The 25367-nt window shown below is 47.0% G+C and carries 25 protein-coding genes and 1 pseudogene; all 26 read left to right on the top strand.

Annotated elements, in window-relative coordinates:
• The first annotated feature begins 142 nt into the window (after nucleotides 1-142).
• Complete coding sequence (gene fliH, locus L1D60_RS19650; RefSeq protein WP_032549660.1) at nucleotides 143-943, top strand: flagellar assembly protein FliH; 801 nt, start codon at nucleotides 143-145, stop codon at nucleotides 941-943.
• Nucleotides 943-2262, top strand: a complete 1320-nt coding sequence (fliI, locus tag L1D60_RS19645; protein ID WP_239842556.1) for a flagellar protein export ATPase FliI — start codon at nucleotides 943-945, stop codon at nucleotides 2260-2262. The genes fliH and fliI overlap by 1 nt, the downstream gene beginning before the upstream one ends.
• A 36-nt stretch (nucleotides 2263-2298) precedes the next feature.
• The gene (gene fliJ / locus L1D60_RS19640) at nucleotides 2299-2736 is read left to right on the top strand and encodes a flagellar export protein FliJ (RefSeq protein ID WP_032549657.1); all 438 of its coding nucleotides are present in this window, start codon (nucleotides 2299-2301) and stop codon (nucleotides 2734-2736) included.
• Between the two features lie 192 nt (nucleotides 2737-2928).
• Nucleotides 2929-5244: a flagellar hook-length control protein FliK gene (locus tag L1D60_RS19635; protein WP_239842555.1), complete on the top strand. Its 2316-nt coding sequence runs from the start codon at nucleotides 2929-2931 to the stop codon at nucleotides 5242-5244.
• Nucleotides 5245-5298: 54 nt separating this feature from the next.
• Nucleotides 5299-5787 (top strand): flagellar basal body-associated protein FliL, encoded by a 489-nt coding sequence (gene fliL / locus L1D60_RS19630; RefSeq protein ID WP_239842554.1) that lies wholly within the window; start codon nucleotides 5299-5301, stop codon nucleotides 5785-5787.
• 7 nt (nucleotides 5788-5794) lie between these two features.
• Complete coding sequence (fliM, locus tag L1D60_RS19625) at nucleotides 5795-6838, top strand: flagellar motor switch protein FliM (RefSeq protein WP_032549655.1); 1044 nt, start codon at nucleotides 5795-5797, stop codon at nucleotides 6836-6838.
• A 24-nt stretch (nucleotides 6839-6862) separates the two neighbouring features.
• Nucleotides 6863-7273 carry a flagellar motor switch protein FliN gene (fliN, locus tag L1D60_RS19620; RefSeq protein WP_004739851.1) on the top strand — a complete coding sequence of 137 codons (411 nt, stop codon included), beginning with the start codon at nucleotides 6863-6865 and terminating at the stop codon, nucleotides 7271-7273.
• A complete protein-coding gene (gene fliO, locus L1D60_RS19615; protein WP_239842553.1) occupies nucleotides 7273-7668 on the top strand; it encodes a flagellar biosynthetic protein FliO in 396 nt (131 codons plus the stop codon). Before fliN ends, fliO begins: the two co-directional genes overlap by 1 nt.
• The gene (gene fliP, locus L1D60_RS19610) at nucleotides 7655-8572 is read left to right on the top strand and encodes a flagellar type III secretion system pore protein FliP (protein ID WP_239842552.1); all 918 of its coding nucleotides are present in this window, start codon (nucleotides 7655-7657) and stop codon (nucleotides 8570-8572) included. The genes fliO and fliP overlap by 14 nt, the downstream gene beginning before the upstream one ends.
• An 11-nt stretch (nucleotides 8573-8583) precedes the next feature.
• Nucleotides 8584-8853, top strand: a complete 270-nt coding sequence (gene fliQ, locus L1D60_RS19605) for a flagellar biosynthesis protein FliQ (protein WP_004739854.1) — start codon at nucleotides 8584-8586, stop codon at nucleotides 8851-8853.
• Nucleotides 8854-8858: 5 nt separating this feature from the next.
• Nucleotides 8859-9641 (top strand): flagellar biosynthetic protein FliR, encoded by a 783-nt coding sequence (gene fliR, locus L1D60_RS19600; RefSeq protein ID WP_239842551.1) that lies wholly within the window; start codon nucleotides 8859-8861, stop codon nucleotides 9639-9641.
• A gap of 34 nt (nucleotides 9642-9675) precedes the next feature.
• Nucleotides 9676-10806 carry a flagellar biosynthesis protein FlhB gene (flhB, locus tag L1D60_RS19595; RefSeq protein ID WP_239842550.1) on the top strand — a complete coding sequence of 377 codons (1131 nt, stop codon included), beginning with the start codon at nucleotides 9676-9678 and terminating at the stop codon, nucleotides 10804-10806.
• Between the two features lie 191 nt (nucleotides 10807-10997).
• A complete protein-coding gene (gene flhA, locus L1D60_RS19590) occupies nucleotides 10998-13097 on the top strand; it encodes a flagellar biosynthesis protein FlhA (RefSeq protein WP_239842549.1) in 2100 nt (699 codons plus the stop codon).
• A gap of 27 nt (nucleotides 13098-13124) precedes the next feature.
• A complete protein-coding gene (gene flhF, locus L1D60_RS19585; RefSeq protein ID WP_239842548.1) occupies nucleotides 13125-14603 on the top strand; it encodes a flagellar biosynthesis protein FlhF in 1479 nt (492 codons plus the stop codon).
• A gap of 13 nt (nucleotides 14604-14616) precedes the next feature.
• A complete protein-coding gene (locus L1D60_RS19580; protein WP_032549648.1) occupies nucleotides 14617-15504 on the top strand; it encodes a MinD/ParA family protein in 888 nt (295 codons plus the stop codon).
• Nucleotides 15497-16231: an RNA polymerase sigma factor FliA gene (locus L1D60_RS19575; protein WP_239842547.1), complete on the top strand. Its 735-nt coding sequence runs from the start codon at nucleotides 15497-15499 to the stop codon at nucleotides 16229-16231. The genes L1D60_RS19580 and L1D60_RS19575 overlap by 8 nt, the downstream gene beginning before the upstream one ends.
• A gap of 43 nt (nucleotides 16232-16274) precedes the next feature.
• Nucleotides 16275-16643, top strand: a complete 369-nt coding sequence (cheY, locus tag L1D60_RS19570) for a chemotaxis response regulator CheY (protein ID WP_008218307.1) — start codon at nucleotides 16275-16277, stop codon at nucleotides 16641-16643.
• 114 nt (nucleotides 16644-16757) lie between these two features.
• The gene (locus tag L1D60_RS19565) at nucleotides 16758-17489 is read left to right on the top strand and encodes a protein phosphatase CheZ (protein ID WP_239842546.1); all 732 of its coding nucleotides are present in this window, start codon (nucleotides 16758-16760) and stop codon (nucleotides 17487-17489) included.
• A gap of 9 nt (nucleotides 17490-17498) precedes the next feature.
• Nucleotides 17499-19706, top strand: a complete 2208-nt coding sequence (locus tag L1D60_RS19560; protein ID WP_239842545.1) for a chemotaxis protein CheA — start codon at nucleotides 17499-17501, stop codon at nucleotides 19704-19706.
• Between the two features lie 13 nt (nucleotides 19707-19719).
• Nucleotides 19720-20832 (top strand): chemotaxis response regulator protein-glutamate methylesterase, encoded by a 1113-nt coding sequence (locus L1D60_RS19555; protein ID WP_239842544.1) that lies wholly within the window; start codon nucleotides 19720-19722, stop codon nucleotides 20830-20832.
• Nucleotides 20833-20842: 10 nt separating this feature from the next.
• Nucleotides 20843-21625 carry a ParA family protein gene (locus L1D60_RS19550; protein WP_239842543.1) on the top strand — a complete coding sequence of 261 codons (783 nt, stop codon included), beginning with the start codon at nucleotides 20843-20845 and terminating at the stop codon, nucleotides 21623-21625.
• Nucleotides 21612-22729: pseudogene (locus L1D60_RS19545) on the top strand (chemotaxis protein CheW). Before L1D60_RS19550 ends, L1D60_RS19545 begins: the two are co-directional and overlap by 14 nt.
• A 37-nt stretch (nucleotides 22730-22766) precedes the next feature.
• The gene (locus L1D60_RS19540) at nucleotides 22767-23261 is read left to right on the top strand and encodes a chemotaxis protein CheW (protein WP_239842542.1); all 495 of its coding nucleotides are present in this window, start codon (nucleotides 22767-22769) and stop codon (nucleotides 23259-23261) included.
• Nucleotides 23261-23767 carry a DUF2802 domain-containing protein gene (locus tag L1D60_RS19535; protein WP_239842541.1) on the top strand — a complete coding sequence of 169 codons (507 nt, stop codon included), beginning with the start codon at nucleotides 23261-23263 and terminating at the stop codon, nucleotides 23765-23767. The genes L1D60_RS19540 and L1D60_RS19535 overlap by 1 nt, the downstream gene beginning before the upstream one ends.
• 272 nt (nucleotides 23768-24039) lie before the next feature.
• Complete coding sequence (ccmA, locus tag L1D60_RS19530; RefSeq protein ID WP_239842540.1) at nucleotides 24040-24657, top strand: cytochrome c biogenesis heme-transporting ATPase CcmA; 618 nt, start codon at nucleotides 24040-24042, stop codon at nucleotides 24655-24657.
• Between the two features lies 1 nt (nucleotide 24658).
• On the top strand, nucleotides 24659-25327 hold the full coding sequence (gene ccmB, locus L1D60_RS19525; RefSeq protein WP_239842539.1) for a heme exporter protein CcmB: 669 nt from the start codon (nucleotides 24659-24661) through the stop codon (nucleotides 25325-25327).
• Nucleotides 25328-25367: the final 40 nt, after the last annotated feature.

Genomic DNA, 25367 nt, shown 5'->3' with positions numbered 1-25367 from the left:
TTTCATTGTTATTTTTCGTTTGCATAAACGGTGCGTAAGAACGGTTTCTTCTTGCCGGCTTCTCAATGGCTCATCAAGTTCTAAACTCTATGAGTTGAAGTATGATTATGTGGACTATTGGTCTATTTGATAGGTAATTAATATGTCAGGTGATAGAAAGCGCGGCTTTTTTCGTCCCGATGAGGACAACACGGTAGCGGAACCTCAGAAATGGGGGCTGCCTGATTACACGTCTGATACGCACCAGCAAGCGAAAGAGACGGCTTTCAACTACGATCCAAGTTGGATGCCAACGGTTGAAGAAGCGATTGAAGATGAAGAGCTTGTGTTGACCGAAGAGCAGATCGAGCTGATTAAGCAGGGTGCTTACCAAGAAGGTCTGCATCAAGGTCAGGAAGCGGGCTTCAAGCAGGGTTATGAAAAAGGCAAAGAAGAAGGCTTTGCGGCAGGTCACGCGGAAGGCACCGAAGCGGGTAAGCTTGAGGGTGTGACGGCTGGCCAAGAGTACATCCAACAACAAGTCGCTATTTTCATGGGTCTTGCCAACCAATTTGCTCAACCGCTAGAGCTGATGAATGCTCAAGTCGAAAAGCAGTTAGTCGATATGGTGCTGACTATGGTTAAAGAGGTTGTGCATGTTGAAGTGCAGACCAACCCTCAGATCATTCTTGATACGGTTAAAGAGTCGGTCGAGTCGCTGCCTATCTCAGGTCATGCGATAACGCTGAAGCTGCATCCTGAAGATGTCACCATCATTCGCTCCGCCTATGGTGAAACAGAACTAGACTGCCGTAATTGGACACTAGTCGCCGAGCCGGCACTGAATCGTGGCGATGTACAGATCGAAGCGGGTGAATCGAGCGTGAACTATCGTATGGAAGATCGTGTACGTCAGGTTATCCAAAATTTTTGTGGCGTGAATCGTCATCAAGGTAACGAATAGTGTTAGCGCTTGCAGAACGTCTTGGCCAATACAAGGTAGAAGGCCTGAAATCTCGACCAATCGCGTCGGGTAAACTCGTTCGTGTGGTTGGATTAACCTTGGAAGCTACGGGATGTAAAGCGCCGATTGGTAGTTTATGCCTAGTTGAAACCATGTCTGGTCATATGGAAGCTGAGGTAGTGGGCTTTTCAGGCGATAATCTTTTCTTAATGCCGAGTGAACAGATTACCGGCATCTTACCTGGAGCTCGCGTTACACCAATGACCAGTGAGAGTGGCATTCCTGTCGGGATGGAACTGCTTGGTCGAGTGATTGACGGTGTAGGCAATCCGCTAGATGGACTTGGACCACTTTATACTGAAAACCGCGCTTCATTTAACGCCGAACCTATTAATCCGTTGGCTCGTAAGCCGATTTCAGAACCACTGGATGTTGGCTTAAAAGCAATCAACGGCCTTCTTACCGTGGGTAAAGGTCAACGTATTGGTCTGTTTGCGGGTTCAGGTGTGGGTAAATCGGTGACGCTTGGAATGATGACCCGCGGTACGACTGCTCAAGTTGTTGTTGTGGGTTTGATTGGTGAGCGTGGACGAGAAGTTAAAGAGTTTATTGAAGAGATCCTAGGTGAGGATGGCCGCAAGCGTTCTGTTGTCGTAGCTGCACCTGCCGATGCTTCACCTTTGATGCGTCTTAAAGGCTGTCAAACAGCGCTTACAGTGGCTGAATACTTCCGCGACCAAGGTCTAGATGTCCTGCTATTAATGGATTCACTCACGCGTTTTGCGCAAGCTCAGCGTGAGATTGCCCTGTCTGTAGGTGAACCGCCAGCAACCAAAGGTTATCCGCCATCGGTGTTTGCTAAGCTGCCAGCTTTGGTAGAACGTGCGGGTAATGGCAGTGATGAGCAAGGCTCGATTACCGCTTTCTTTACCGTCTTAACCGAAGGTGATGATCTTCAAGACCCAATTGCCGATGCGTCACGAGCCATTCTTGATGGTCACGTTGTTCTGTCCCGTGAAATGGCTGATGCCGGTCACTATCCTGCGATTGATATAGAGAAGTCAGTGAGTCGTGTTATGCCACAGATCACGTCAGAAGAGCATGTCTTGATGTCGAAAGCGGTAAGACAGGTACTGTCGATTTGTCGTAAGAACCAAGATTTGGTCTCTATTGGTGCTTATAAACCGGGTACCGATCCAGCGATTGATAGTGCCTTTACCCTTAAGCCTAAACTTGATGAATATCTACAGCAGAAAATGAAAGAGACTGTCCCTTACGATATGTGTGTCAACATGTTGAAACACGTGTTGGGAGGCTAAGTGCATGGCTACGTATGATAAACAGGCTGGCTGCTGATGGATAACGCACTTGAGTTCTTGCTAGAGCAAGCAAAAGAGAAAGAGAATCAAGCGGTGTTGGCACTCAACAAAGCCAACGCAGAGCTGCAAGGCTATTACGAACAAGTCGCGCAGATCGAGAAGTACCGCTTGGACTACTGCCAGCAGTTAGTGGATCGTGGCAAAGCGGGGCTAACGGCCAGCCAATACGGCCACTTAAATCGATTCTTGACTCAGCTTGACGATACGTTATCCAAACAGAAAGAGGCAGAAGGGCACTTTAAAAGCCAAGTCGATAACTGCCAAGAGTATTGGATGGAATTGCGTAAACAACGCAAGTCGTACGAATGGTTAATGGAAAAGAAGCAAAAAGAAAAAGCGAAGCTGCAAGACCAACGCGAGCAGAAACAGATGGATGAGTTTTCAACTCTGCTATATAGCCGCCAACGTCGCTAATTTTTCCCTCAATCTCACACTTTATTGACCTTTCTCACAGTATTGTTTTCTCAGGCATGTTTTTTGCTTCATTAGTTCTGTTATTACGCTCTTGAGCCTATAGGGCTCGGAGCTTCACTTTCTTTTTGCCGTCCCATAGCTTTTGCCGGTCATTGCTTTTGGCGTCAAAGCGAGTAGATAGAGCTTGTATATATGAATGTTAGTCCTTCTTCAAATTCAGTCACTAGCAAAGCCACTTCACTGCTGGAGCCAAGCGGATCTTCAGCGCAAGCGAGTGAAGGTGGTGAATCTAAAGGTTTCTTCGCGTCCCTTAAAGATGCGCTCGGTCTTGGCGAAGAAGTAAAAGCTGAGACAGGTAAAGCGAGCAAAAACAGTGACTCTGTTGAGGTGGAAAAAAGCGTTTCAGACTCCGGTGATGCAGCAAAGTCTGATAAATCAGCCGATACAGCGAAGAAGGTAGACGGTGAGGAGCAGTCTTCTGGCTCAAAGCCTTTGTCACAGAGCGAAGATGCGCTTTTAGAAAGCGAGAGCGGAAAAAGCACGACAGCTGATGATAAGCAGGTAAAAGAGAGCCAAACCGCTTCTAACGGTGCTGTAGCCACTGAGCGTGGCGCCCAGAAAGCACCCGTAGATGGTGAGGCTACATCAGCTAAAGCACAAGTGCCTGCTGAGAAGCAATCGGTAGAAGAAGGGGTTAAGCCACAATCAAAAGCTTCAGCGAACACCCCTGACTCACAGCCGTCAGACCCTAAAGCGGCTGATGCTACTAAGGCATCTGCAGCAATGAGTGAAGGCAATAAACTGCTTGGTCAATTGGATGAGGCAAATAAAACCTTACAAGCACCGCCAAACGGCAAAGCTTTGCCTCAAGATGCAGCGACACCTGTGACAGGTTTCAACGCACAGTCTTCACAAGCAATTAAGGCCGACTTGGCATCTAATACGAACCCTTTCAATGGGCAAGTGACTCAATCTGTATCGACTGATGCGTCCATTGACTCCCTGCAACCTCAGGATATGGCAATGATCAATGCGGGTGTCTCGGCCGGTGTAGCTAGCAACGAATTGGCGGTGGCGTCCGATGCTGTGTCCAAAGAGCATTCAACGGAAGTTCAAGCTTCCCAGCAGTTGGCGGCACTAGAACAAAAAGTAGCAATGATGACTCATGGTGTTCCTGTCTCTCAATTAGATCAAGCTCAAGTCCAGCAGTTGATGCAGCAAGGTGTGACGCCACAACAGATTGAACAGTTGGTAATAGCAGAGCAAAACTCTGCAAGCTCTACTCAACCACAAACGCTAACGCGGGCTGAATTAGAACTGGCGGCGGAAGTAGAAATGCATACTCAAGCCATCAATCAATTAAACACTCAAATTGAAGCGACCGAAGTGGTGGTTAGTGAGCTAGAGAGCAAGCAACTGCGTGGCGAAACGCTCTCCGACAGTGAAAAAGAAACGTTAGCCAAAGCATCGTCAGAATTAGTTGTGCTGCAACAACAGCGTACACAATTGACCGAGCAGGCGACTCAGCTTTATAGCCAAGCACCAGCAACGATTAATTGGGATGCGCCATTGGAGTCGTCAGAAATGACGTCTGATGGAGTTGAGAAGTGGGCAGCTACGGCCGCGGTGGCAGCAGGAGCGACTCAACATGCGATGCAACAGAATGTGGCAGCAGATAAAGCTCAAGCAGCACTCGCTCAGTCAAACCAAGCTCAATCGGTTCAGATGCAACAGGCTCAACAAGCTGCAGCCCAACAAGCGTCCAATGCGTCAACGGTGCAGGCTTCAGCTCAAGCATCATCTTCAGATATTAACCTTGCAGCTGCACAAAATGTCGCTGCTAATCCAATGGGTACGGAGATGCTTGCTGCGAAGGCTGTTTCTAAGGACGCGATTCTAAAAGCTGGCGCGGGAGCAGCTGCACTGGCTGGTTTAGGGCGAACAACGGGTAAAGACGAGAGCAAAGAGAGCAGTTTTGCACAGCAGATAGCTTCTGCAGCAGGCACGCAAGGTACCACACCAGTAGGTTCGGCTCCGACGCGAGCAGAAATTCAAGCTGCGCAGCAAGCGCCGCTTCAGTTGACGAAAGAGCTTGCCAATGAGCAAGTGGCCGAAAAAGTTCAAATGATGATGTCCAAGAACTTGAAGAATTTGGATATCCGATTGGATCCACCAGAGCTTGGGCAGCTAAAAATCCGCATGACAATGAATAATGACATCGCGAATGTTCACTTTACCGTGACCAACCAGCAAGCGCGAGACGTGATTGAACAGACGTTGCCAAGATTGCGTGAGATGCTCGCTCAGCAAGGAATGCAGCTGGCGGATTCATCTGTACAACAACAAAGTACAGGGCAGGGACAAGATCGCTACAACAGTGGTGAAGGTGGTGGACAATCAGGCTCAGGAAGTGCAAATGATGGGCAAGGTGACGAAAACCTTGATAACAGCAGCAATCTTGAATTGAATGTCGCGTCAAAGCGTGATGGAATTAGTTATTACGCCTAATATTAGGTGCACATCAGACAGTTAGATGTTTTTAACGAAGAATTAGAGATAAGCATGGCAGAAGAACAAGAAGCACCCAAAGGCAAAAGTAAATTACTGATCATTATTATTGCAGTTGTCGTGTTGCTACTGGGTGGTGGTGGCGCAGCATTTTTCTTAATGGGCTCGGATGACAGCGCCGCTGAATCTGAAGCTCAAGCGCAGGCACCAGTGACTGCTGCCGAGCCAGTTGCTTATGTCAATATTCCCCAGCCGTTCCTATTTAATGTCTCAGGAGACAAAAAGGATCGCCTGGTACAGATCAAAGCACAACTGATGGTTCGTGGTACTAAGAATGAAGAGTTGGCACGTTACCACTCTCCGTTAGTGGAAAGCACCCTGTTGGCAACGTTTGCTTCAGCCACGGTAGACCAACTGCGCTCTCCAACAGGACGCATTGAGCTACGAGATAAAGCGACAGAAGACATCAAGGCGAGCCTAACTCAGGCCGTTGGGCAACCTGTTATTGAAAAAGTGTTATTCACTGACTTTGTGATTCAGTAGGTAATCTGTGACCGATTTATTAAGCCAAGACGAAATTGATGCGCTGTTACACGGCGTAGATGATGTTGAAGAGGTAGAAGAAGTCTTAGAGACGGAGTCGGACAATGCCGTCAACTTCGACTTCTCCTCTCAAGATCGAATCGTCCGTGGTCGAATGCCGACCCTTGAACTTATTAACGAGCGTTTTGCGCGCCACATGCGTATCAGCTTGTTTAATATGTTGAGGAAAACGGCAGAAGTCTCGATTAACGGCGTACAAATGATGAAGTTTGGTGAATACCAAAATACGTTGTACGTACCAACCAGTCTTAACATGGTGCGCTTCAGACCGTTAAAAGGTACAGCGCTTATCACCATGGAAGCACGTTTAGTGTTTATTCTGGTAGAGAACTTCTTTGGTGGTGATGGTCGATTCCACGCCAAGATTGAAGGTCGTGAATTTACCCCGACTGAGCGTCGAATTATCCAGCTTCTTCTCAAAATCGTGTTTGAGGACTACAAAGAAGCTTGGTCGCCAGTGATGGGTGTTGAGTTTGAATATCTAGACTCAGAAGTAAACCCAAGCATGGCAAACATCGTGAGCCCAACAGAGGTGATCGTAGTAAGCTCATTCCATATTGAAGTGGACGGCGGTGGCGGTGACTTCCACGTTGTGATGCCGTACTCCATGGTAGAGCCGATCCGTGAATTGCTCGATGCCGGTGTTCAATCCGATAAGATGGAAACCGACGTTCGTTGGAGCACGGCTCTGCGTGATGAAATCATGGATGTACCAGTGAACTTCCGCGTAAACCTTCTAGAGCAAGATATCTCTTTACGCGACCTAATGGAGCTACGTCCAGGTGATGTTATCCCAATGGACATGCCAGAGCATGCGACCATGTTTGTTGAAGAACTCCCAACATATCGCGTGAAAATGGGGCGCTCTGGAGAGAAGCTAGCGGTTCAAATCTCTGAGAAAATTGAACGACCACACGTGGTTAAAACAGACCTTGCATTCTTAGGTAAAGACTTGATGTCTGAGCTTGAGAATGATGAAGACAACGAATAATAAGTACGAAAATAGGATTTGGTAATGGAACCTAGTGAAGATCAAAAGTTGGCAGACGAATGGGCTGCCGCACTTGGTGAAGATCCGTCGGCACCTTCGATTGATGTGGATGACGTGTTAGCGGCGCCATTGGATGAGCTGACAGATTCATCCTCTCCAATCTCAGAAGATGAGCGTCGTAAGCTCGACACCATCATGGACATTCCGGTCACTATTTCTATGGAAGTAGGCCGTTCGCAGATCAGTATCCGTAACCTGCTGCAATTAAACCAAGGTTCAGTTGTAGAGCTAGACCGCATCGCAGGTGAGTCTTTAGACGTGATGGTTAACGGGACTTTAATTGCTCACGGCGAGGTGGTTGTGGTCAATGATAAGTTTGGTATTCGTTTAACCGACGTTATCAGCCAGACAGAACGCATTAAGAAGCTGCGTTAATGGCAGGGCGGACTCAAGCGCTGGTTGTGATGGGGTTAATGATGACCCCTTCTTATGCATTCGCTGCCGCGCCAGACCTCGATTTAGCGACCACATTTGGGTCGCTAATTTTGGTTATAGGCTTCATTTTATTTCTTGCTTGGTTGCTAAAGCGAATGCAAGTTCCTGCAATGACGAATCAGCAAGGGTTGTCGATCATTCGTCAAATTCCAGTAGGGACGAAAGAGCGTATCGCAATTGTTCAAGCGGGAGAAGAGCAGTTCTTAGTCGGTATTACCAGTCAATCGATTCAGCTAATTTCAAAGCTGGAAGAGCCTTTATCCAAAGAGATGTTGGAAAAAAATACTTTTTCAAATCAACTCTCTCAGTTAATGAAGAAAGATGCCAATAAGTAACGGATTTACTCACTCGACGAGTCAAAATTTCATCTCAGTTCTCACATCGGCATGTGCCACGCTCATGCTGGTGATGTCGCTATTTTTGAGCCAGTCTGTTATGGCGCAAGCTGAAGATGGGACGATTCCTGCCAACATCGCGGGGTCGGAGTCTGTTACGGTCAGCACGATGCAACAAGACCAAGCATCAGCACAAACCATTACCACAGGCAGCCTAACGGGTAACGGTGGAGGGATTCCAGCCTTTACCATGACCACCAATGCTGAAGGTGGCGAAGACTACTCGATAAACCTACAGATTTTGGCCTTGATGACCATGCTTGGCTTCTTGCCAGCTATGGTTATCTTGATGACGTCGTTTACCCGTATTGTGGTGGTGATGTCGATCTTGCGTCAGGCGATGGGTCTACAGCAGACGCCGTCTAACCAAGTAATCATTGGTATCGCAATCTTTTTGACCTTCTTTATCATGTCGCCCGTGATCAATCAGGTGAATGAGCAAGCCGTTCAACCCTACTTGAATGAACAGATCAGTGCTCGACAGGCGTTTGATGTGGCTCAGGAGCCGATCAAAGCTTTCATGCTGAAACAGACTCGAATTAAAGACTTAGAAACTTTTGTGCAGATCTCAGGCGCGGAAGTACAAAACCCAGAAGACGTATCGATGGCGATCTTGATTCCTGCGTTCATTACTTCAGAACTCAAAACCGCCTTCCAGATTGGCTTTATGCTGTTCTTGCCATTTTTGATCATCGACCTTGTCGTTGCTTCGGTGTTGATGGCAATGGGTATGATGATGCTTTCGCCAATGATCGTATCGCTACCATTCAAACTGATGTTGTTTGTATTGGTTGATGGCTGGAACTTAATACTCTCCACCCTCGCCGGCAGTTTTGCCTTGTAGCTGGGGGAAGCATGAATCCAGAGATATTTGTCGAGTTATTTAGGGATGCACTTTGGATGGTACTCATCATGGTGTGTGCCATTATTATCCCAAGTTTGTTGATTGGTCTGGTGGTGGCAATCTTCCAAGCCGCAACCTCGATTAACGAACAAACCCTAAGTTTCTTGCCCCGCTTGATCGTGACGCTTTTAGCCTTGATGCTATTTGCACACTGGATGACGCAGATGATGATGGAGTTCTTTTTCGAACTCATTGAGCGTCTGCCACAAGTCTTGTACTAACGCCTATGGAATACCCGGCGTCCGTTGTTCTCGATTGGTTAGCAAACTATTTTTGGCCTTATACTCGTATCTCATCAATGCTGATGGTGATGACGGTAACCGGGGCACGCTTTGTTTCGCCTCGAATTCGCCTCTATCTCGGCCTTGCGATCACTTTTGCGGTGATGCCAGCCATTCCTGCGGTACCGCAAGACATTGAACTGCTCTCTTTTAAAGGCTTTTTGACCTTGTTTGAGCAAGTTTTAATTGGTATTGCGATGGGCATTGTGACCCAATTTATGATTCAGACGTTCGTAATGTTGGGTCAGATTCTCGGTATGCAGTCGAGCTTAGGTTTTGCTTCAATGGTTGACCCTGCCAACGGGCAAAATACTCCGGTTCTTGGTCAGCTGTTCATGTTCCTAGCGACGATGTTCTTCTTGGTGACTGATGGTCATTTGAAGATGTTGCAGTTGGTCGTGTTTAGCTTTAAAACGTTGCCAATTGGCAGTGGCTCACTGACTACGGTCGATTTTAGAGAGTTAGCTCTGTGGCTCGGGATTATGTTCAAAACGGCGCTCGCGATGTCATTATCTGGCATTATTGCACTACTCACGATTAACCTGTCGTTTGGTGTAATGACGCGTGCTGCACCACAACTTAATATCTTCTCTCTCGGTTTCGCGTTTGCGTTGTTGGTCGGTTTATTATTATGTTGGTATATCTTGGGCGGCCTATACGGTCACTATGAACTATTCTGGATGCAAGGCGAACAGCAAATATGTCGCTTGATCCGGTTGGATTGTTAGGTCGATAGACCCTAGTTAATAGTAGGAGGCTGAATTGGCAGAGTCAGACGGTCAAGAACGCACAGAAGAAGCCACGCCCAGACGCTTGCAACAGGCCAAAGAGAAAGGGCAGGTTGCAAGGTCAAAAGAGCTCGCGTCAGCGTCAGTATTAATTATCGGAGCCGTTGCTTTGATGTGGTTTGGTGAATCTATGGCCAAAGCACTTTTTGAAGCGATGCAGCGTCTGTTTACTCTTAGCCGTGAAGAGATTTTTGACACCACTAAACTGTTAGAAATAGCGGGTGGTGCAGTCGTGAATCTGCTGTTTCCGTTACTCCTAATCTTGGTCACTCTGTTCGTTGCCGCGGTGATTGGTGCTGCAGGGGTTGGCGGTATCAACTTCTCAATGCAGGCCGCGATGCCGAAGGCGTCTAAGCTCAACCCGCTTAGTGGTATTAAACGGATGTTTGGTATGCAGAGTTGGGTAGAGTTGATTAAGTCGATCCTCAAAGTCGCTCTGGTATCGGGTATGGCTATCTATCTGATTCAGGCCTCTCAAGGCGACTTGATGCAGCTCAGCATGGATGTCTATCCACAAAACATCTTTCATGCTCTTGATATTCTGCTCAATTTCATTTTGTTGATCAGCTGTTCGCTGTTGATCGTTGTGGCTATTGATATTCCATTTCAGATTTGGCAACACGCTGACCAATTGAAGATGACCAAGCAAGAAGTGAAAGATGAGTACAAGGATACGGAAGGTAAGCCGGAAGTGAAAGGGCGTATTCGTATGCTTCAGCGCGAAGCGGCTCAGCGCCGTATGATGGCGGACGTCCCACAGGCCGATGTTATTGTTACCAACCCAGAGCATTTCTCGGTAGCCCTTCGTTATAAACAAGACCAAGATAAAGCGCCGGTTGTTGTTGCGAAGGGTGTTGATCATATGGCGATGAAGATTCGTGAAGTCGCGCGTGAGCATGATATCTACATCGTGCCAGCACCACCTCTTGCACGTGCCCTGTATCATACAACTGAGCTTGAACAACAAATTCCTGACGGCCTGTTTACGGCAGTAGCGCAAGTGCTTGCGTATGTTTTCCAGCTCAAGCAGTATCGTAAACGTGGCGGAGAGCGCCCGAAACTACAGCAATCTAATATGCCGATCCCACCTGAGTTACGTCATTAGATCAAATACTTGAGCTAAGTCGAGTGAATGCGGATAATGAGGGTTTACGAAATCAATGTCGTCATGATGCAGTGTCGATAAATTGACGACTCGACACTGGTATGGTGTTTGCTATACCAATGCTGATTTGATAACCCTGATGTCGCCGTAAATATGCAGCGGCATCAAAGATAGCGATGCAGTCCTGATTTATGAAATTCTCCCTACCTTTCTCGGATAAGCTACCCAAGCTACCAAACCGCGCGATGCCAGCTGTAGGTGCGCCAATCATGGTCTTGGCGACGCTCGCTATGGTGATCTTACCGATCCCGGCTTTTCTACTGGATATGTTTTTCACCTTTAACATTGCGTTGGCCATGGTGGTGTTACTGGTAACGGTTTATACCCGTCGCCCGCTCGACTTCGCTGCTTTCCCAACTGTGCTTCTTATCGCAACGTTGTTAAGACTTGCGTTGAACGTGGCGTCTACGCGTGTGGTTCTTCTATATGGTCATGAAGGTGGCGACGCGGCCGGTAACGTTATCGAGGCATTTGGTAACGTAGTAATTGGTGGTAACTACGCCGTCGGTCTAGTGGTCTTCCTAATCTTGATGATCATTAACTTCATGGTTGTAACCAAAGGTGCGGGTCGTATCTCAGAAGTAAGCGCCCGTTTTACCTTGGATGCATTACCGGGTAAGCAGATGGCGATTGATGCGGACTTGAATGCGGGTTTGATTGACCAAGAGCAAGCGCGCACGCGTCGTTTTGAAGTGACCAAAGAAGCGGACTTCTATGGTTCGATGGATGGTGCGTCGAAATTCGTTAAAGGTGATGCCATTGCCGGTATCTTGATTCTGTTCATCAACATCATCGGTGGTTTAAGCATCGGTATGGCGCAATTCGGCTTGGGCTTTGGTGAAGCGATCGAGATCTACACTTTGCTGACCATTGGTGATGGTTTGGTAGCTCAAATTCCGTCGCTATTGCTTTCGATTGCTGCTGCAATGATGGTGACTCGCCAGAACACCGATGAAGACATGGGTCAGCAACTGGTCTTCCAGATGTTCGACAACCCAAAGGCTCTGATGATCACAGCTGCAATTCTTGGTGTGATGGGTATTGTGCCGGGCATGCCTCATTTTGCGTTTTTGACTCTAGCGATTGCAGCAGGGGCAGGCGCGTACCTTATTGATAAAAAGCAGAAGCAAAAGGCCAAAGAACCAAAATTGCCAGCAGCGATGGAGCCAGGTGGCGAAGCGCCAGCCCAAAAAGAGCTGTCATGGGATGATGTTCAGCCTGTAGATACGATTGGGCTAGAAGTGGGTTATCGCTTGATTCCTTTGGTGGACAAAGATCAAGGTGGCGAGTTACTTGAGCGTGTTAAAGGGGTGCGCAAAAAGCTATCTCAAGACTTTGGTTTCCTAATTCCTGCGGTTCATATTCGCGACAACCTTGAGTTAACGCCAAATAGCTACCGAATCACATTAATGGGTGTGGCGGTGGGTGAAGCCGAGATTAAACCGGACATGGAGCTGGCGATTAACCCAGGACAAGTCTACGGCATGATTGATGGTGAGCCCACTATTGACCCAGCCTTTGGCCTAGAAGCAGTTTGGATCCGTGAAGAGCAGCGTGAACACGCACAAGCCCTTGGTTACACCGTAGTCGATTCCTCTACGGTATTGGCGACGCACTTGAGTCAGTTGTTAACTAACAATGCATCGCAGCTGCTTGGTCACGAAGAAGTACAAAACCTATTGGAGATGCTTAGCCGTTCTGCACCTAAGCTAGTGGAAGGCTTTGTACCTGACCAACTGCAATTGGGTGTGGTGGTTAAAGTGCTTCAGAACCTGCTTAATGAGGCGATCCCTATTCGAGACGTTCGAACGATTGTACAAACATTGGCGGAGTATTCTGGAAAGAGTCAAGAACCCGACATTCTTACCGCTGCAGTTCGTATCTCTCTGAAACGACTAATTGTTCAGGAAATCAATGGTATAGAGCCAGAATTGCCTGTAATAACGCTCATTCCTGAACTGGAACAAATCTTGCATCAAACCATGCAGGCATCCGGTGGTGAATCTGCAGGAATTGAACCTGGTTTGGCCGAGCGTCTTCAGACCTCGCTAAGTCAGGCAACCCAAGAGCAAGAGCTTAAAGGAGAACCAGCGGTACTGCTTACTTCTGGTGTATTGCGATCAACATTAGCCAAGTTTGTTAAGAACACGATCCCGAGCTTACGAGTCCTCTCTTATCAAGAGATTCCAGACGAAAAGCAGATCCGAATTGTACAAGCTGTTGGAAACTAATCCGCGTAATTAGAACGGACTATTGAATTGAAAATTAAACGATTTTTTGCAAAAGATATGCGAACAGCGTTGCTCCAAGTTAAAGAAGAACTTGGTTCCGATGCTGTGATCATGTCTAACAAAAAGGTCGCAGGTGGCGTTGAGATCGTTGCAGCTATTGATGGTGAGTCCAATCAACCAGCAGCGGCGCCACGACTTAACAAGCCTCAGCCTACGCAGAGTCAGTATACGCAAATGGCCGCACCGAAATCGGGTCAGCGTCAGCTTGATGACGACCGAGTGAGCATTGGTGGTTCTGGCTCAGAGAGCGGCCGTTCAATGACCAAGCGCTTTGCGAACATGCTTAAGCAATACAGTCACGGTGCAGAGGAAGAGCCTCAACATCGTGCTGAAAATGAAGATTCGTTATCTGCATTGCTGAACCGACAAGCGGGCAGCAAACACAATGTTGATTCAGCGTTCTCTTCTCATGAGTCTGGTCTTGCTAAGTTAATTGCAGAAGATCGCCGTGTTGAGCGTCCACCACATCGTTTGGATCCAACTCGATACGATCGCGGGCGAGAGCCAGAATCTTCACGTAATTCTGATTCCGAAATGGAAACGATGCGTGAAGAGATGACCTCGATTCGTCGTCTGCTTGAGCATCAAGTCTCTGGGCTTATGTGGCAAGAGGTAGAGCGCCGTGAGCCGCTGCGTGCGATGTTGATCAAGCGTCTTGAGCGTATGGGCGTTTCTCCTGAGCTTGCTGACCAAATGGCTTGTTACATCCCAGAAGACACTAAACCAGCGCGCGCGTGGAAAGCTCTGTTAGCGCTGGTGGCTGATCAGATCTCAGTCACCCAGAAAGATATTCTTAAGCGTGGTGGTGTTGTCGCTCTGTTAGGGCCAACGGGTGTCGGAAAAACCACAACCGTTGCGAAGCTCGCTGCTCGAGCGGCAATGGAATACGGTGCAGACAATGTCGCACTGGTTACAACCGACACTTATCGAATTGGTGCACATGAGCAACTCTCCATATATGGAAGAATTATGGGTTGTCCTGTAAGAGTTGCTAAAGATTCTAAAGAATTGGCCGATGTTATATATCAACTGCGTAACCGTCGCCTAATTCTGGTTGATACTGCAGGCATGGGGCAACGAGATGTTCGCCTGTCTGAGCAGTTAGACACACTGATGCAAGAGAGTGGTTCCGTGATTCACAGTTACTTGGTGTTGCCAGCAACAGCGCAGCGCAAAGTTCTGCAAGAGACGATTGAACACTTTAGGAGAATCCCGCTGTCGGGATGCATCCTGACTAAGCTCGATGAGTCGCTAAGTTTGGGTGAATTCATCAGTGTAGTAATACAAAATGCATTGCCAGTTGCGTACATCGCAAATGGTCAACGAGTTCCTGAAGATATCGTTATCGCTCAACCGAAGTACATGATTGCTAAGGCGAACGAGCTACTCGAGAAATCGACAGAGAATGAACCTCATTACTGGAATAGCGATTCTGAAGGACTCTAGGCGGCGGATAAATATGACTGAAAATATGATACATGACCAAGCTAGCGGCCTCCGTCGCTTAACAAAGCCTTCTTTGACCAAAGTTATTGCGGTAACCGGTGGTAAAGGTGGTGTGGGTAAATCTAACGTCACTCTTGGACTGGCAATCTGTATGGCTCGCCAGGGCAAGAAGGTAATGGTACTGGATGCCGATTTAGGTCTGGCGAACGTGGATATCATGCTGGGTATTCGTTCAAAACGAAACCTAGGCCACGTATTGGCGGGTGAGTGCGAACTTAAAGACGCGATTGTGGAAGGTCCACACGGCATTAAGATTATCCCTGCGACATCGGGTACTCAAAGTATGACCGAGCTGTCGCACGCACAACACGCTGGTCTGATTCGAGCGTTTGGTACGCTTGAAGACGAAATGGATGTCTTGCTAATCGATACGGCAGCTGGTATATCTGACATGGTTGTGAGCTTCTCAAGAGCAGCACAAGACGTCGTTGTCGTCGTTTGTGATGAACCAACGTCGATCACTGATGCATATGCCTTGATTAAGCTTTTGAGTCGTGAACATCAGGTGCAACGATTCAAAGTTGTCGCAAATATGGTCAGAAGTTACCGTGAAGGCCGAGAATTATTTGCAAAATTGACGCTTGTCACAGAGCGTTTCTTGAATGTGAGCCTCGAACTCGTAGCATGTATACCTCTAGATGATAAAGTACGTCAATCAGTCAAGAGACAGAAAATCGTAGTGGATGCGTTCCCACGCTCTCCAGCTGCGTTAGCAATTAGCTCATTGGCGAATAAAGCGTTAACTTGGCCGATTCCGAAAACACCAAGTGGTCACTTGGAGTTTTTCGTGGAGCGTCTGTTAAATCGCAGTACATATGCAGAGGAACCATTTGGTGAATAAAGCGCTTACCTACAACCAACGCGGAAACCTCGATGGGCAGCAAGCCTTTTTCGAGAAGTATTCTGTGCTGGTTAAACGTATCGCTCATCACTTGTTGGGGCGATTGCCGCCTAATGTATTGGTGGATGACTTGATTCAAGCTGGTATGATCGGCTTGATTGAAGCACAGCAGAACTACGATGGTTCAAAAGGCGCGAGTTTTGAAACTTACGCTGGTATTCGAATTCGTGGTGCAATGCTGGATGATATCCGACGAGGCGACTGGGTGCCGAGATCGGTTCATAAGAATAACCGCGAAATTAGTAATGCGATTGCTGAACTTGAAGCGACTTTGAACCGAGATCCAAGCGATTCTGAAGTCGCGAAGCACATGGGACTGACTTTAGAGCAGTATCACAGCGCTTTAACGGATATAAATTGTTCAAAGTTGGTTGGAATCGAAGATTTAGGCGTCTCAGATGATGTAATATCTCCGAATGAAGACTCTCAAGATAACTTACCTTTTCAGGGAGTTGCTGATGAGTCGTTTCGACAAGCTTTGATCGATTCAATAAAACAACTTCCAGAAAGAGAAGGGTTAGTCCTATCTCTTTACTATGACGAAGAACTCAATTTAAAAGAGATTGGGGAAGTATTAGGTGTCAGCGAATCTCGTGTCAGCCAGATATTGAGCCAATCTATGCAGCGTCTGCGCACTAAATTAAGTGCATGGACACAGAACGACTAACAACACTGATTTTTATTCAGTGGAGGCTAATTTGAACAAAAACATGAAAATTCTCATTGTTGATGATTTTTCAACGATGCGCCGTATTGTTAAAAACCTACTTCGTGACTTAGGTTTCAACAACACTCAAGAAGCAGATGACGGTCTAACCGCACTTCCTATGCTGAAAAAAGGCGAATTTGATTTCGTGGTAACTGACTGGAACATGCCTGGAATGCAAGGTATCGACTTGCTGAAACACATCCGTGCTGATGCTGAGCTGAAGCACTTGCCTGTACTTATGATCACAGCAGAAGCGAAACGCGAGCAGATCATTGAAGCAGCGCAAGCGGGTGTAAATGGTTACATTGTTAAGCCTTTCACTGCTGCAACGCTAAAAGAAAAACTAGATAAGATTTTTGAGCGTTTATAAGCCTCAAGAAGAAAGATTTAGGCGCTTCTAGGGAAGCAATAACTTTTTGGTTTCTCGTTTTTCCCATAGATGATTGAAGCGTCGTAGTATATGCGGAGTAAGGCCGAACTCAGGATGATTTCATTAGAACAAGCAAAAAAATTAGTAGAGCTGCTTGAAAACGATGAGCAGCAACAAGCTGATTCTCTTGTTAGAAGCATGTATGAAGAGAATGTTAGTCTTCAAGACAACCCAATGCTTCAAGAAATAGGTTCTCTGACCCGCGATCTCCATGACTCTTTGACACAATTCAATTTCGATGAGCGCATTAGCGTTATCGCAAATGATGAAATCCCAGATGCTCGGGATCGCCTTCAATATGTCATTGATAAAACGGAAGTCGCTGCAAATAAAACGATGGACGCAGTCGATCGTTGTATGCCAATCGCAGACAACCTACACGAGTGTTTACTTCAAGTAAGGCCTCAATGGAATGAACTGATGCATGGCCGCATTGAGCTGGCACAATTTAAAGCTTTATGTCACCGCATTGATGGATTACTTGTTCAGGTAGAAGGTGATAGCACCGAACTGCGCGGACAACTGACTGAAATCTTGATGGCTCAAGACTTCCAAGATCTAACTGGCCAAATCATTGGTAAAGTTATCACTCTTGTAAATGAAGTCGAAGGCCGTTTAGTAGAGATCCTAACCGCATTTGGAGCGGATCAAACTAGCCAAAATAAAGAGACCGATAAGAAAGCGGCAACCGCACCTGAAGGGCCAATCATGAACCCTGAAGAGCGAGAAGACGCAGTGGCATCTCAAGATGAAGTCGATGACTTGTTATCCAGTCTTGGATTTTAAAGGTAACGTATGAGCTACGAATTAGACGAAGACATTCTTCAGGACTTTTTAGTCGAAGCGGGTGAGATTCTTGAACTACTTTCTGAACAGTTAGTAGAGCTTGAGAATAACCCTGATGATAAAGATCTACTAAATGCTATTTTCCGAGGTTTCCATACCGTGAAGGGTGGTGCAGGCTTCCTTGCACTTACTGAACTGGTAGACACCTGTCATGGCGCCGAGAATGTGTTCGACATTCTAAGAAATGGCCAACGTAGCGTAACGGCAGGCTTGATGGATACTATGCTTCAAGCTCTGGACACCGTTAACGTGCAGTTCCAAGCTGTTCAAGATCGAGAGCCTCTAGAGCCTGCAGATCAATCTCTGCTGGATGAGTTGCATCGTCTATGTAAGCCAGAATCAGAGGACGAGGTGGCTGCTGCTCCTGCACCTGCAGTTGAAGCGCCAGCACCCGTTGTTGAGCCTGTTGTGACTCCTGAACCGGCTGCGCCAGTTGAAACTAACATCAATGCATCATCAGTAGATGAAATCTCTCAAGATGAATTCGAAAGATTATTGGATGAACTGCATGGTAAAGGTGGTTCACCAACAGCGGCAACAGTAGAGGCGACACCGCCTCCAGTTCCTGCTGCTCCAACACCAGTAGCGGATAGCGGCGATATCACTGACGATGAGTTTGAAAAGCTGCTCGACGAGCTGCACGGTGCAGGCAAAAGCCCATCTAATGCGAGCGCGCCACCACCACCTCCGCCAGCCGCGCCGGTTGCCCCTGTTTCTGCAAGTGCAGATGGTGACGATCTGATGACGGACGAAGAGTTTGAAAAGCTGCTCGATCAACTGCACGGCTCTGGTAATGGACCATCAGCAGAAGAGTTAGATGCCGCGACCAAACCAGCGGAAGTTAAACCAGCTCCGGCCCCAGTAGCGACAGCGCCTCAGCCTGTTGCAGCACCGGCAGCGGTACAAACGCCTGAACCAGTTAAAGCGCCAGCGCCTGTTAAATCAGAAGCAAAAGCGCCAGCAGCTAAGAAACAACAAGCTGAAGCGACTGTGCGTGTTGATACCTCAACACTTGATACCATCATGAACATGGTTGGTGAGCTAGTGTTGGTACGTAACCGCCTAGTGAGCTTAGGTTTAAACAGTAATGACGAAGAAATGTCGAAGGCTGTTTCAAACCTAGACGTTGTTACTGCAGACCTACAAGGTGCAGTAATGAAAACGCGCATGCAGCCAATCAAGAAAGTGTTTGGCCGTTTCCCGCGCGTTGTACGTGACTTGGCTCGTAGCCTTAAGAAAGACATTGTACTTGAGATGCGTGGTGAAGAGACCGATCTCGATAAGAACCTTGTAGAGGCTCTTGCGGATCCATTGATTCACTTGGTTCGTAACTCAGTTGACCATGGTATTGAGATGCCAGAAGCACGTGTTGCTGCTGGAAAGTCTCGTACTGGTAAAGTGATTCTATCTGCTTCTCAAGAGGGTGATCATATCGAACTGGCTATCGTTGATGATGGCGGCGGTATGGACCCAGATAAGCTTCGTGCAATTGCGGTGAAACGTGGTTTGATGGATGAAGATGCAGCATCTCGTCTAACAGACAAAGAGTGTTTCAACCTGATCTTTGCACCGGGCTTCTCAAGTAAAGAACAAATTTCAGATATCTCTGGCCGTGGTGTAGGTATGGACGTAGTAAAAACTGCGATCAACACGCTGAATGGTTCAATCGATATCGACTCAGAAATGGGTAAGGGAACGAAGATCACCATCAAGGTTCCACTGACACTAGCGATCCTACCGACACTAATGGTTGGTGTTGCTGGTCACCCATTCGCACTGCCATTGGCATCAGTAAACGAGATCTTCCACTTAGATCTAAGCCGTACCAACGTGGTTGATGGTCAGTTGACTATCATCGTTCGTGAAAAATCGATCCCGCTGTTCTATCTACAGAACTGGTTAGCGCCAAAAGCCGGTATCGTCGAGCTACGTAAAGGTCATGGTCATGTCGTTATTGTACAGCTAGGAAGCCAACGAGTTGGTTTTGTGGTTGATACTTTGATCGGTCAAGAAGAAGTGGTTATTAAGCCTCTAGATAATTTGCTACAAGGCACGCCAGGTATGGCGGGAGCGACGATCACGAGTGATGGTCATATCGCTCTTATCTTAGATGTACCAGATCTACTGAAGCAGTACGCAGCAGCGTCTAGAATTTAATTTAAGGATAAATATGGCGATTAAAGTATTAGTCGTTGATGATTCGAGCTTTTTCCGTCGTAGAGTAAGCGAGATCATCAATTCAGAGGCGCGCCTAGAAGTCATTGATGTTGCCGTAAACGGCAAGGAAGCGGTCGAAAAAGCCAAAAGGCTAAGACCAGATGTCATCACAATGGATATTGAGATGCCAGTTATGGACGGTATTACAGCCGTCCGTGAAATCATGGCGGCAACACCGACGCCTATCCTAATGTTCTCTTCGCTGACCCATGATGGCGCGAAGGCAACATTGGATGCGTTGGATGCTGGTGCATTAGATTTCTTACCGAAAAAGTTCGAAGATATTGCTCGTAACCGTGACGATGCAGTTTCACTGCTACAGCAGCGTGTGATTGAGATTGCATCAAAGCGTGCATTACTAAGACGCACAGCTTCGATCTCACGCCCAGTGACTCCAGCTGCGTCAACAGTGACACCAGCGACTTCGTCATTGCGTCAACCGGCTGCTCCAGCTAAACCTGCCGCAGCTAAGTTCCGCGCATCGGGTAAAAAGTATCAATTGACTGCAATTGGTACGTCGACGGGCGGTCCAGTAGCACTACAGAAAATTTTGACGCGCATCCCTGCGAATTACCCACATCCTATTGTGTTAATTCAACATATGCCGGCGACATTTACGGCAGCGTTTGCAAGCCGTCTGAACACCTTGTGTAAGATTGAAGTACGCGAAGCCCAAGATGGCGACATCTTGAAGCCAGGCGTTGCTTACCTAGCACCAGGTGGCAAACAAATGATGATTGATGGTCGCCCAGGTTCTGCTCGACTGCGTATCATTGATGGCGGCGACCGCATGAACTACAAACCTTGTGTGGATGTGACTTTCGGTTCTGCAGCTAAGATCTACGCTGACAAAGTGCTGTCTATGGTACTGACTGGCATGGGAGCTGATGGCCGTGAAGGTGCGCGCATGCTCAAATCTGCGGGCTCAACTATCTGGGCTCAAGATGAAGACAGCTGTGTAGTGTATGGCATGCCTCAAGCGGTTGCTAAAGCGGGCATTTCAACTGAAGACCTTCCTCTTGAGCGTATTGCTGAGAGAATGTTGGTCGAAGTTGGTTTAGCTTAGGTAGCACATCATGATTGTTTGGAGTGTTGCAAACCAAAAAGGTGGTGTTGGTAAAACCACAACAACCGTAACCTTAGCTGGGCTTTTGAGTCAAAAAGGTCATCGTGTTTTGTTGGTTGATACAGACCCACATGCATCACTGACAACGTATCTGGGTTACGACTCAGATACGGTTGAATCCAGTTTGTTCGATCTGTTTCAGTTACGTGATTTTACGCCTGAGACAGTCACCCCTTTGACTTTGCAAACCGAAGTTGAGGGTATTGATATCATTCCTGCTCATATGTCTTTGGCTACCTTAGACAGAGTGATGGGAAACCGCAGTGGTATGGGCTTAATTTTGAAGCGCGCACTGGCGGCGGTAAAAGATGAATATGATTACGTGTTGATTGACTGTCCACCGATCCTTGGTGTGATGATGGTGAACGCGTTGGCGGCAAGCGATCGCATCTTGATCCCGGTACAGACAGAGTTCTTGGCAATGAAAGGTCTAGAACGAATGATTCGTACCCTGACAATCATGCAGAAGTCACGCAAAGCGCCATTTAAGGTGACGATTGTTCCTACTATGTACGACAAGCGCACCAAGGCGTCGCTGCAAACATTGACGCAATTGAAGCATGACTACCCGAATCAAGTGTGGACATCAGCCGTACCGATTGACACTAAGTTTAGAGATGCGAGTTTGAAGCGTTTACCTGCCTCTCACTTTGCATCCGGTAGCCGTGGCGTATTTGCATATAAGCAGTTGCTTATTTATCTCGAGAGGCTGGGTATTAATGAGCTCCAGTAAAGATTCAGTCATCGAGCAAGCCAGCTTATCGAGTGAACAAGCACTCGATGATTATTTTACGCAGAGCCAGAGCCAGAGCCAGAGCCAGAGCCAGAGCCAGAGCCAGAGCCAGAGCCAGAGCCAGAGCCAGAGCCAGAGCGAAAATTGGCTGAATATTCGAGTTACTCTGAGATTCACTCAGCTGAGTTTGAAGTCCCAAATTTGGAGGACGTTCAAAAGCTACTGAGCCAACTAGAGTCAACAAATATCGTTGAAGAGTTAAATCTCGACGATTTGATGGATCAGAACACACAACAAATTGCGCTCCATTCGACGACCACTGTCGATGTGGCGACTGAAACGGAATTGGCACCAAAGATGGAAATGGCTTCGCCATCTCTTGAAGTTGAAACGCCAGAGCCGCCTGTTGCCGAGCTGCAAGTTGAAGAAGAGATTCAAAGCTGGGACATCGAAGAGCCCGTTTTTGAAAATGTAGCTGAAACAGTTGCTGAACCAGAGCCTCAAGTGTTCACTGAACCGGTATATCAGCCAAGTGTTGAAGCCGTTGAAGAGACGGTGACTGTTCAGGAAGATTTGGAAACTGTTGAGCAAGAAACTGAGCTAGAAACTCAAGCGGGTGGAGCCAGTAGCTTCACGTCGTGGGAGAGCACGGTTCGTAGCGAAGATTTCCAAGTACTCTACTTTGATGTGAATGGTGTGACTTTTGCTGTTCCATTGGATGAACTTGGTGGCATACACCGTTTAGAAGAGCTGAGCCATCTAATTGGTCGCCCAGCTTGGTATTTAGGCCTTCAATCTAATAGAGATAGTCAATTAGATGTGGTCGATACCGCAAAATGGGTGATGTCTGAGAAGTTAACCAGTGACGAATACAAAGAAAACTATCAATATATAGTGATGCTTGGTGAGAGCATGTGGGGACTGGCGAGCACAGAGCTCAAAGGTACCGAGCTCTTAAATACAGATAAAGTACGCTGGCGAGAAATGGCGGGTAAACGTCCATGGCTCGCGGGTATGGTTAAAGAAAAAATGTGTGCTTTGATTCATGTTGAAGCATTGATCGCCATGCTAAATGCAGGGTTAGATGTAAAAGCATTAGATTAATAATAGTGAGCCGGTAACGGCGGCAAGAGGATTGAATATGTCTCAATTGAGTGAAGTTGAAGTAAGAAAAGATCAAATCAATGATGAAGTACTTCAATGGGTGACATTCCAACTTGAAGAAGAAACTTACGGCATCAACGTAATGCAGGTGCGTGAAGTTCTTCGTTATAGTGAGATTGCTCCAGTACCAGGTGCTCCGGACTACGTGCTAGGTATTATTAACCTACGTGGTAACGTTGTAACAGTTATCGATACGCGTTCACGTTTTGGCCTAATGCAAGGCGAGATCACTGACAACACTCGTATCATCGTTATCGAATCTGAGCGCCAAGTAATTGGTATCCTAGTTGATAGCGTGGCAGAGGTTGTTTACCTTCGTTCTTCTGAAATCGATACCACGCCAAGCGTTGGTACTGATGAAAGTGCTAAGTTCATCCAAGGTGTAAGCAACCGTGACGGTAAGCTTCTGATCCTTGTTGATTTGAACAAGCTACTAAGCGAAGACGAATGGGATGAGATGGCTCACCTGTAATGTTTGAAGCGCTGCCTTTAAGCCCAGCCGCACTGATTATTGGGGGTGGGTGTTTTACGCTATTTATTGTTGTGCTGCTGGGCAAAGTGAAAAGTGTCCTACAAAAGCAGCTCGACCACTCTCGCGCGCAAGTTCGTAGCTTGGAAAAAGAACTCCAAAAATCGAGTAAGCAGTTGCTAGAGGTGCGCTCTGTTGTGGTTGGCCTTGGCCAAAAAGTGACAGAGCAAGAAGATGTGATCAAACATCTAAATGAGCGTATTGTTGAGTTGGAACATGCCGACACTGATGGCAGACTCTATACTCGAGCGACTAAAATGGTTCAGCTTGGTGCAGGAATTAACGAGCTGATCGAAGAGTGTGAACTGCCAAAAGCGGAAGCTGAGCTAATGATGTCTCTACAGAACAAATTAGCGGGCAAAGAAAAAATCCCGTCTCTTCGTAGTAATCCATCATCTTATGATGAGCAGCCTAAGTCTTACGACCGCCGCAAGCCGCCACGTCGCTAAAATAAGTTAAGCGCGAAATCGCGAATCTAAAAAAGAAGCTCAGGCTTCTTTTTTTGTATTTGATGTTTATGCATTGTGAAATCTTACTTATAGAACGCTATGTCTAAGTGTTTGTATCTTTGAGATATTATGCTTTAAACATAAAATGTGTAAATTTTGACACAGCGTTAACAGTTTCTTACTGAGTTTGTTCTTTCGCAAAGACCTATTCCTGTTTTGTCACCATAATGGTGTGCTACTATACCCCTCTTATTATTGGACCTATATTTCCTATGTTAGAAGTCTCAAATTTAACCGCTATTCGTGACGAAAGAGTTCTCTTTGAATCTTTGTCTTTTCAACTCAAAGCTGGCGAACTCGTTCAGGTTGAGGGAAGAAATGGTACCGGCAAGACGACACTACTTAGGATCATCACCGGATTAGGCGATCGAGACGAAGGCACTATTTCATGGGATGGCCAGTCAATTGAGTCCAATCGCGATGCTTATCATCAAAATCTTCTGTTTCTTGGACACCAAACCGGTGTTAAACGTGAGCTAAGTGCCTACGAGAACTTGAGCTTTTACCAATCCATTCATAGTGGTAAGGCGAGTAAAGAAGAACTTTACAGTGCATTGGCGCAAGTGGGTTTAGCTGGTCGAGAAGATGTACCCGCGGGGCAATTGTCTGCTGGTCAGCAACGACGTGTAGCGTTAGCTCGCCTGTGGTTAAGTAAGCAGATGCTGTGGATTTTAGATGAGCCGTTAACGGCAATCGATAAGCAAGGTGTGAAAGTTCTCGAGAATTTATTTTCACAGCATGCAGATAACGGCGGAATTGTGCTACTAACAACGCACCAAGATATGTTCGCTGATAGCCCGAAACTAAGAAAAATAAAGCTGGGTGAATAATATGATCGCTTCAATGACAATGATTATCCGACGTGAACTACTTATAGCGTTTCGTCGCCAGGCCGATATTTTTAACCCTTTGTGGTTCTTTATTATCGTTATCACCTTGTTTCCATTGAGTATTGGTCCAGAGCCAAATCTTCTAGCTCGCATCTCTGCGGGTATTGTTTGGGTCGCAGCTCTGCTATCGGCACTGCTCTCATTAGAGCGACTATTTCGAGACGATTTTCAGGATGGAGCACTAGAACAGATGATGCTCATTCCCATCCCGTTGCAGTTGGTAGTATTGTCCAAGGTCATAGCACACTGGTTATTGACTGGTTTACCATTAATTTTAATTAGTCCGCTTTTGGCCGTTCTGCTATCGCTGGATTTCGATACATGGCTCTCGGTTGTGTTGACCTTAATGATAGGGACGCCCGCGTTGAGTTTTATTGGTGCTATCGGTGTTGCACTGACGGTTGGGTTGCAAAAAGGGGGCGTGTTACTGAGCTTGCTTATCCTGCCGCTTTACATCCCAATTTTGATCTTTGCGACCTCTGCGATTGATGCCGCAGCACTGGGTGTTGCGTATAACGGTCAATTGGCTGTGTTAGGCGCGATGCTGATGGGTGCGATGACGTTAACACCATTTGCTATCAGTGCCGCCTTACGTGTGAGCGTGAACTAACTAAATAGATTTTGGTGTGAACTAATTGACACCATTGGAC

This window comes from Vibrio sp. Isolate30 (genome assembly GCF_022397975.1).
In the GTDB taxonomy this organism is placed as follows: domain Bacteria; phylum Pseudomonadota; class Gammaproteobacteria; order Enterobacterales; family Vibrionaceae; genus Vibrio; species Vibrio fortis.
The sequence above is the reverse complement of the archived record's forward strand: the minus strand, read 5'-3'. Positions and strand labels throughout refer to the sequence as shown.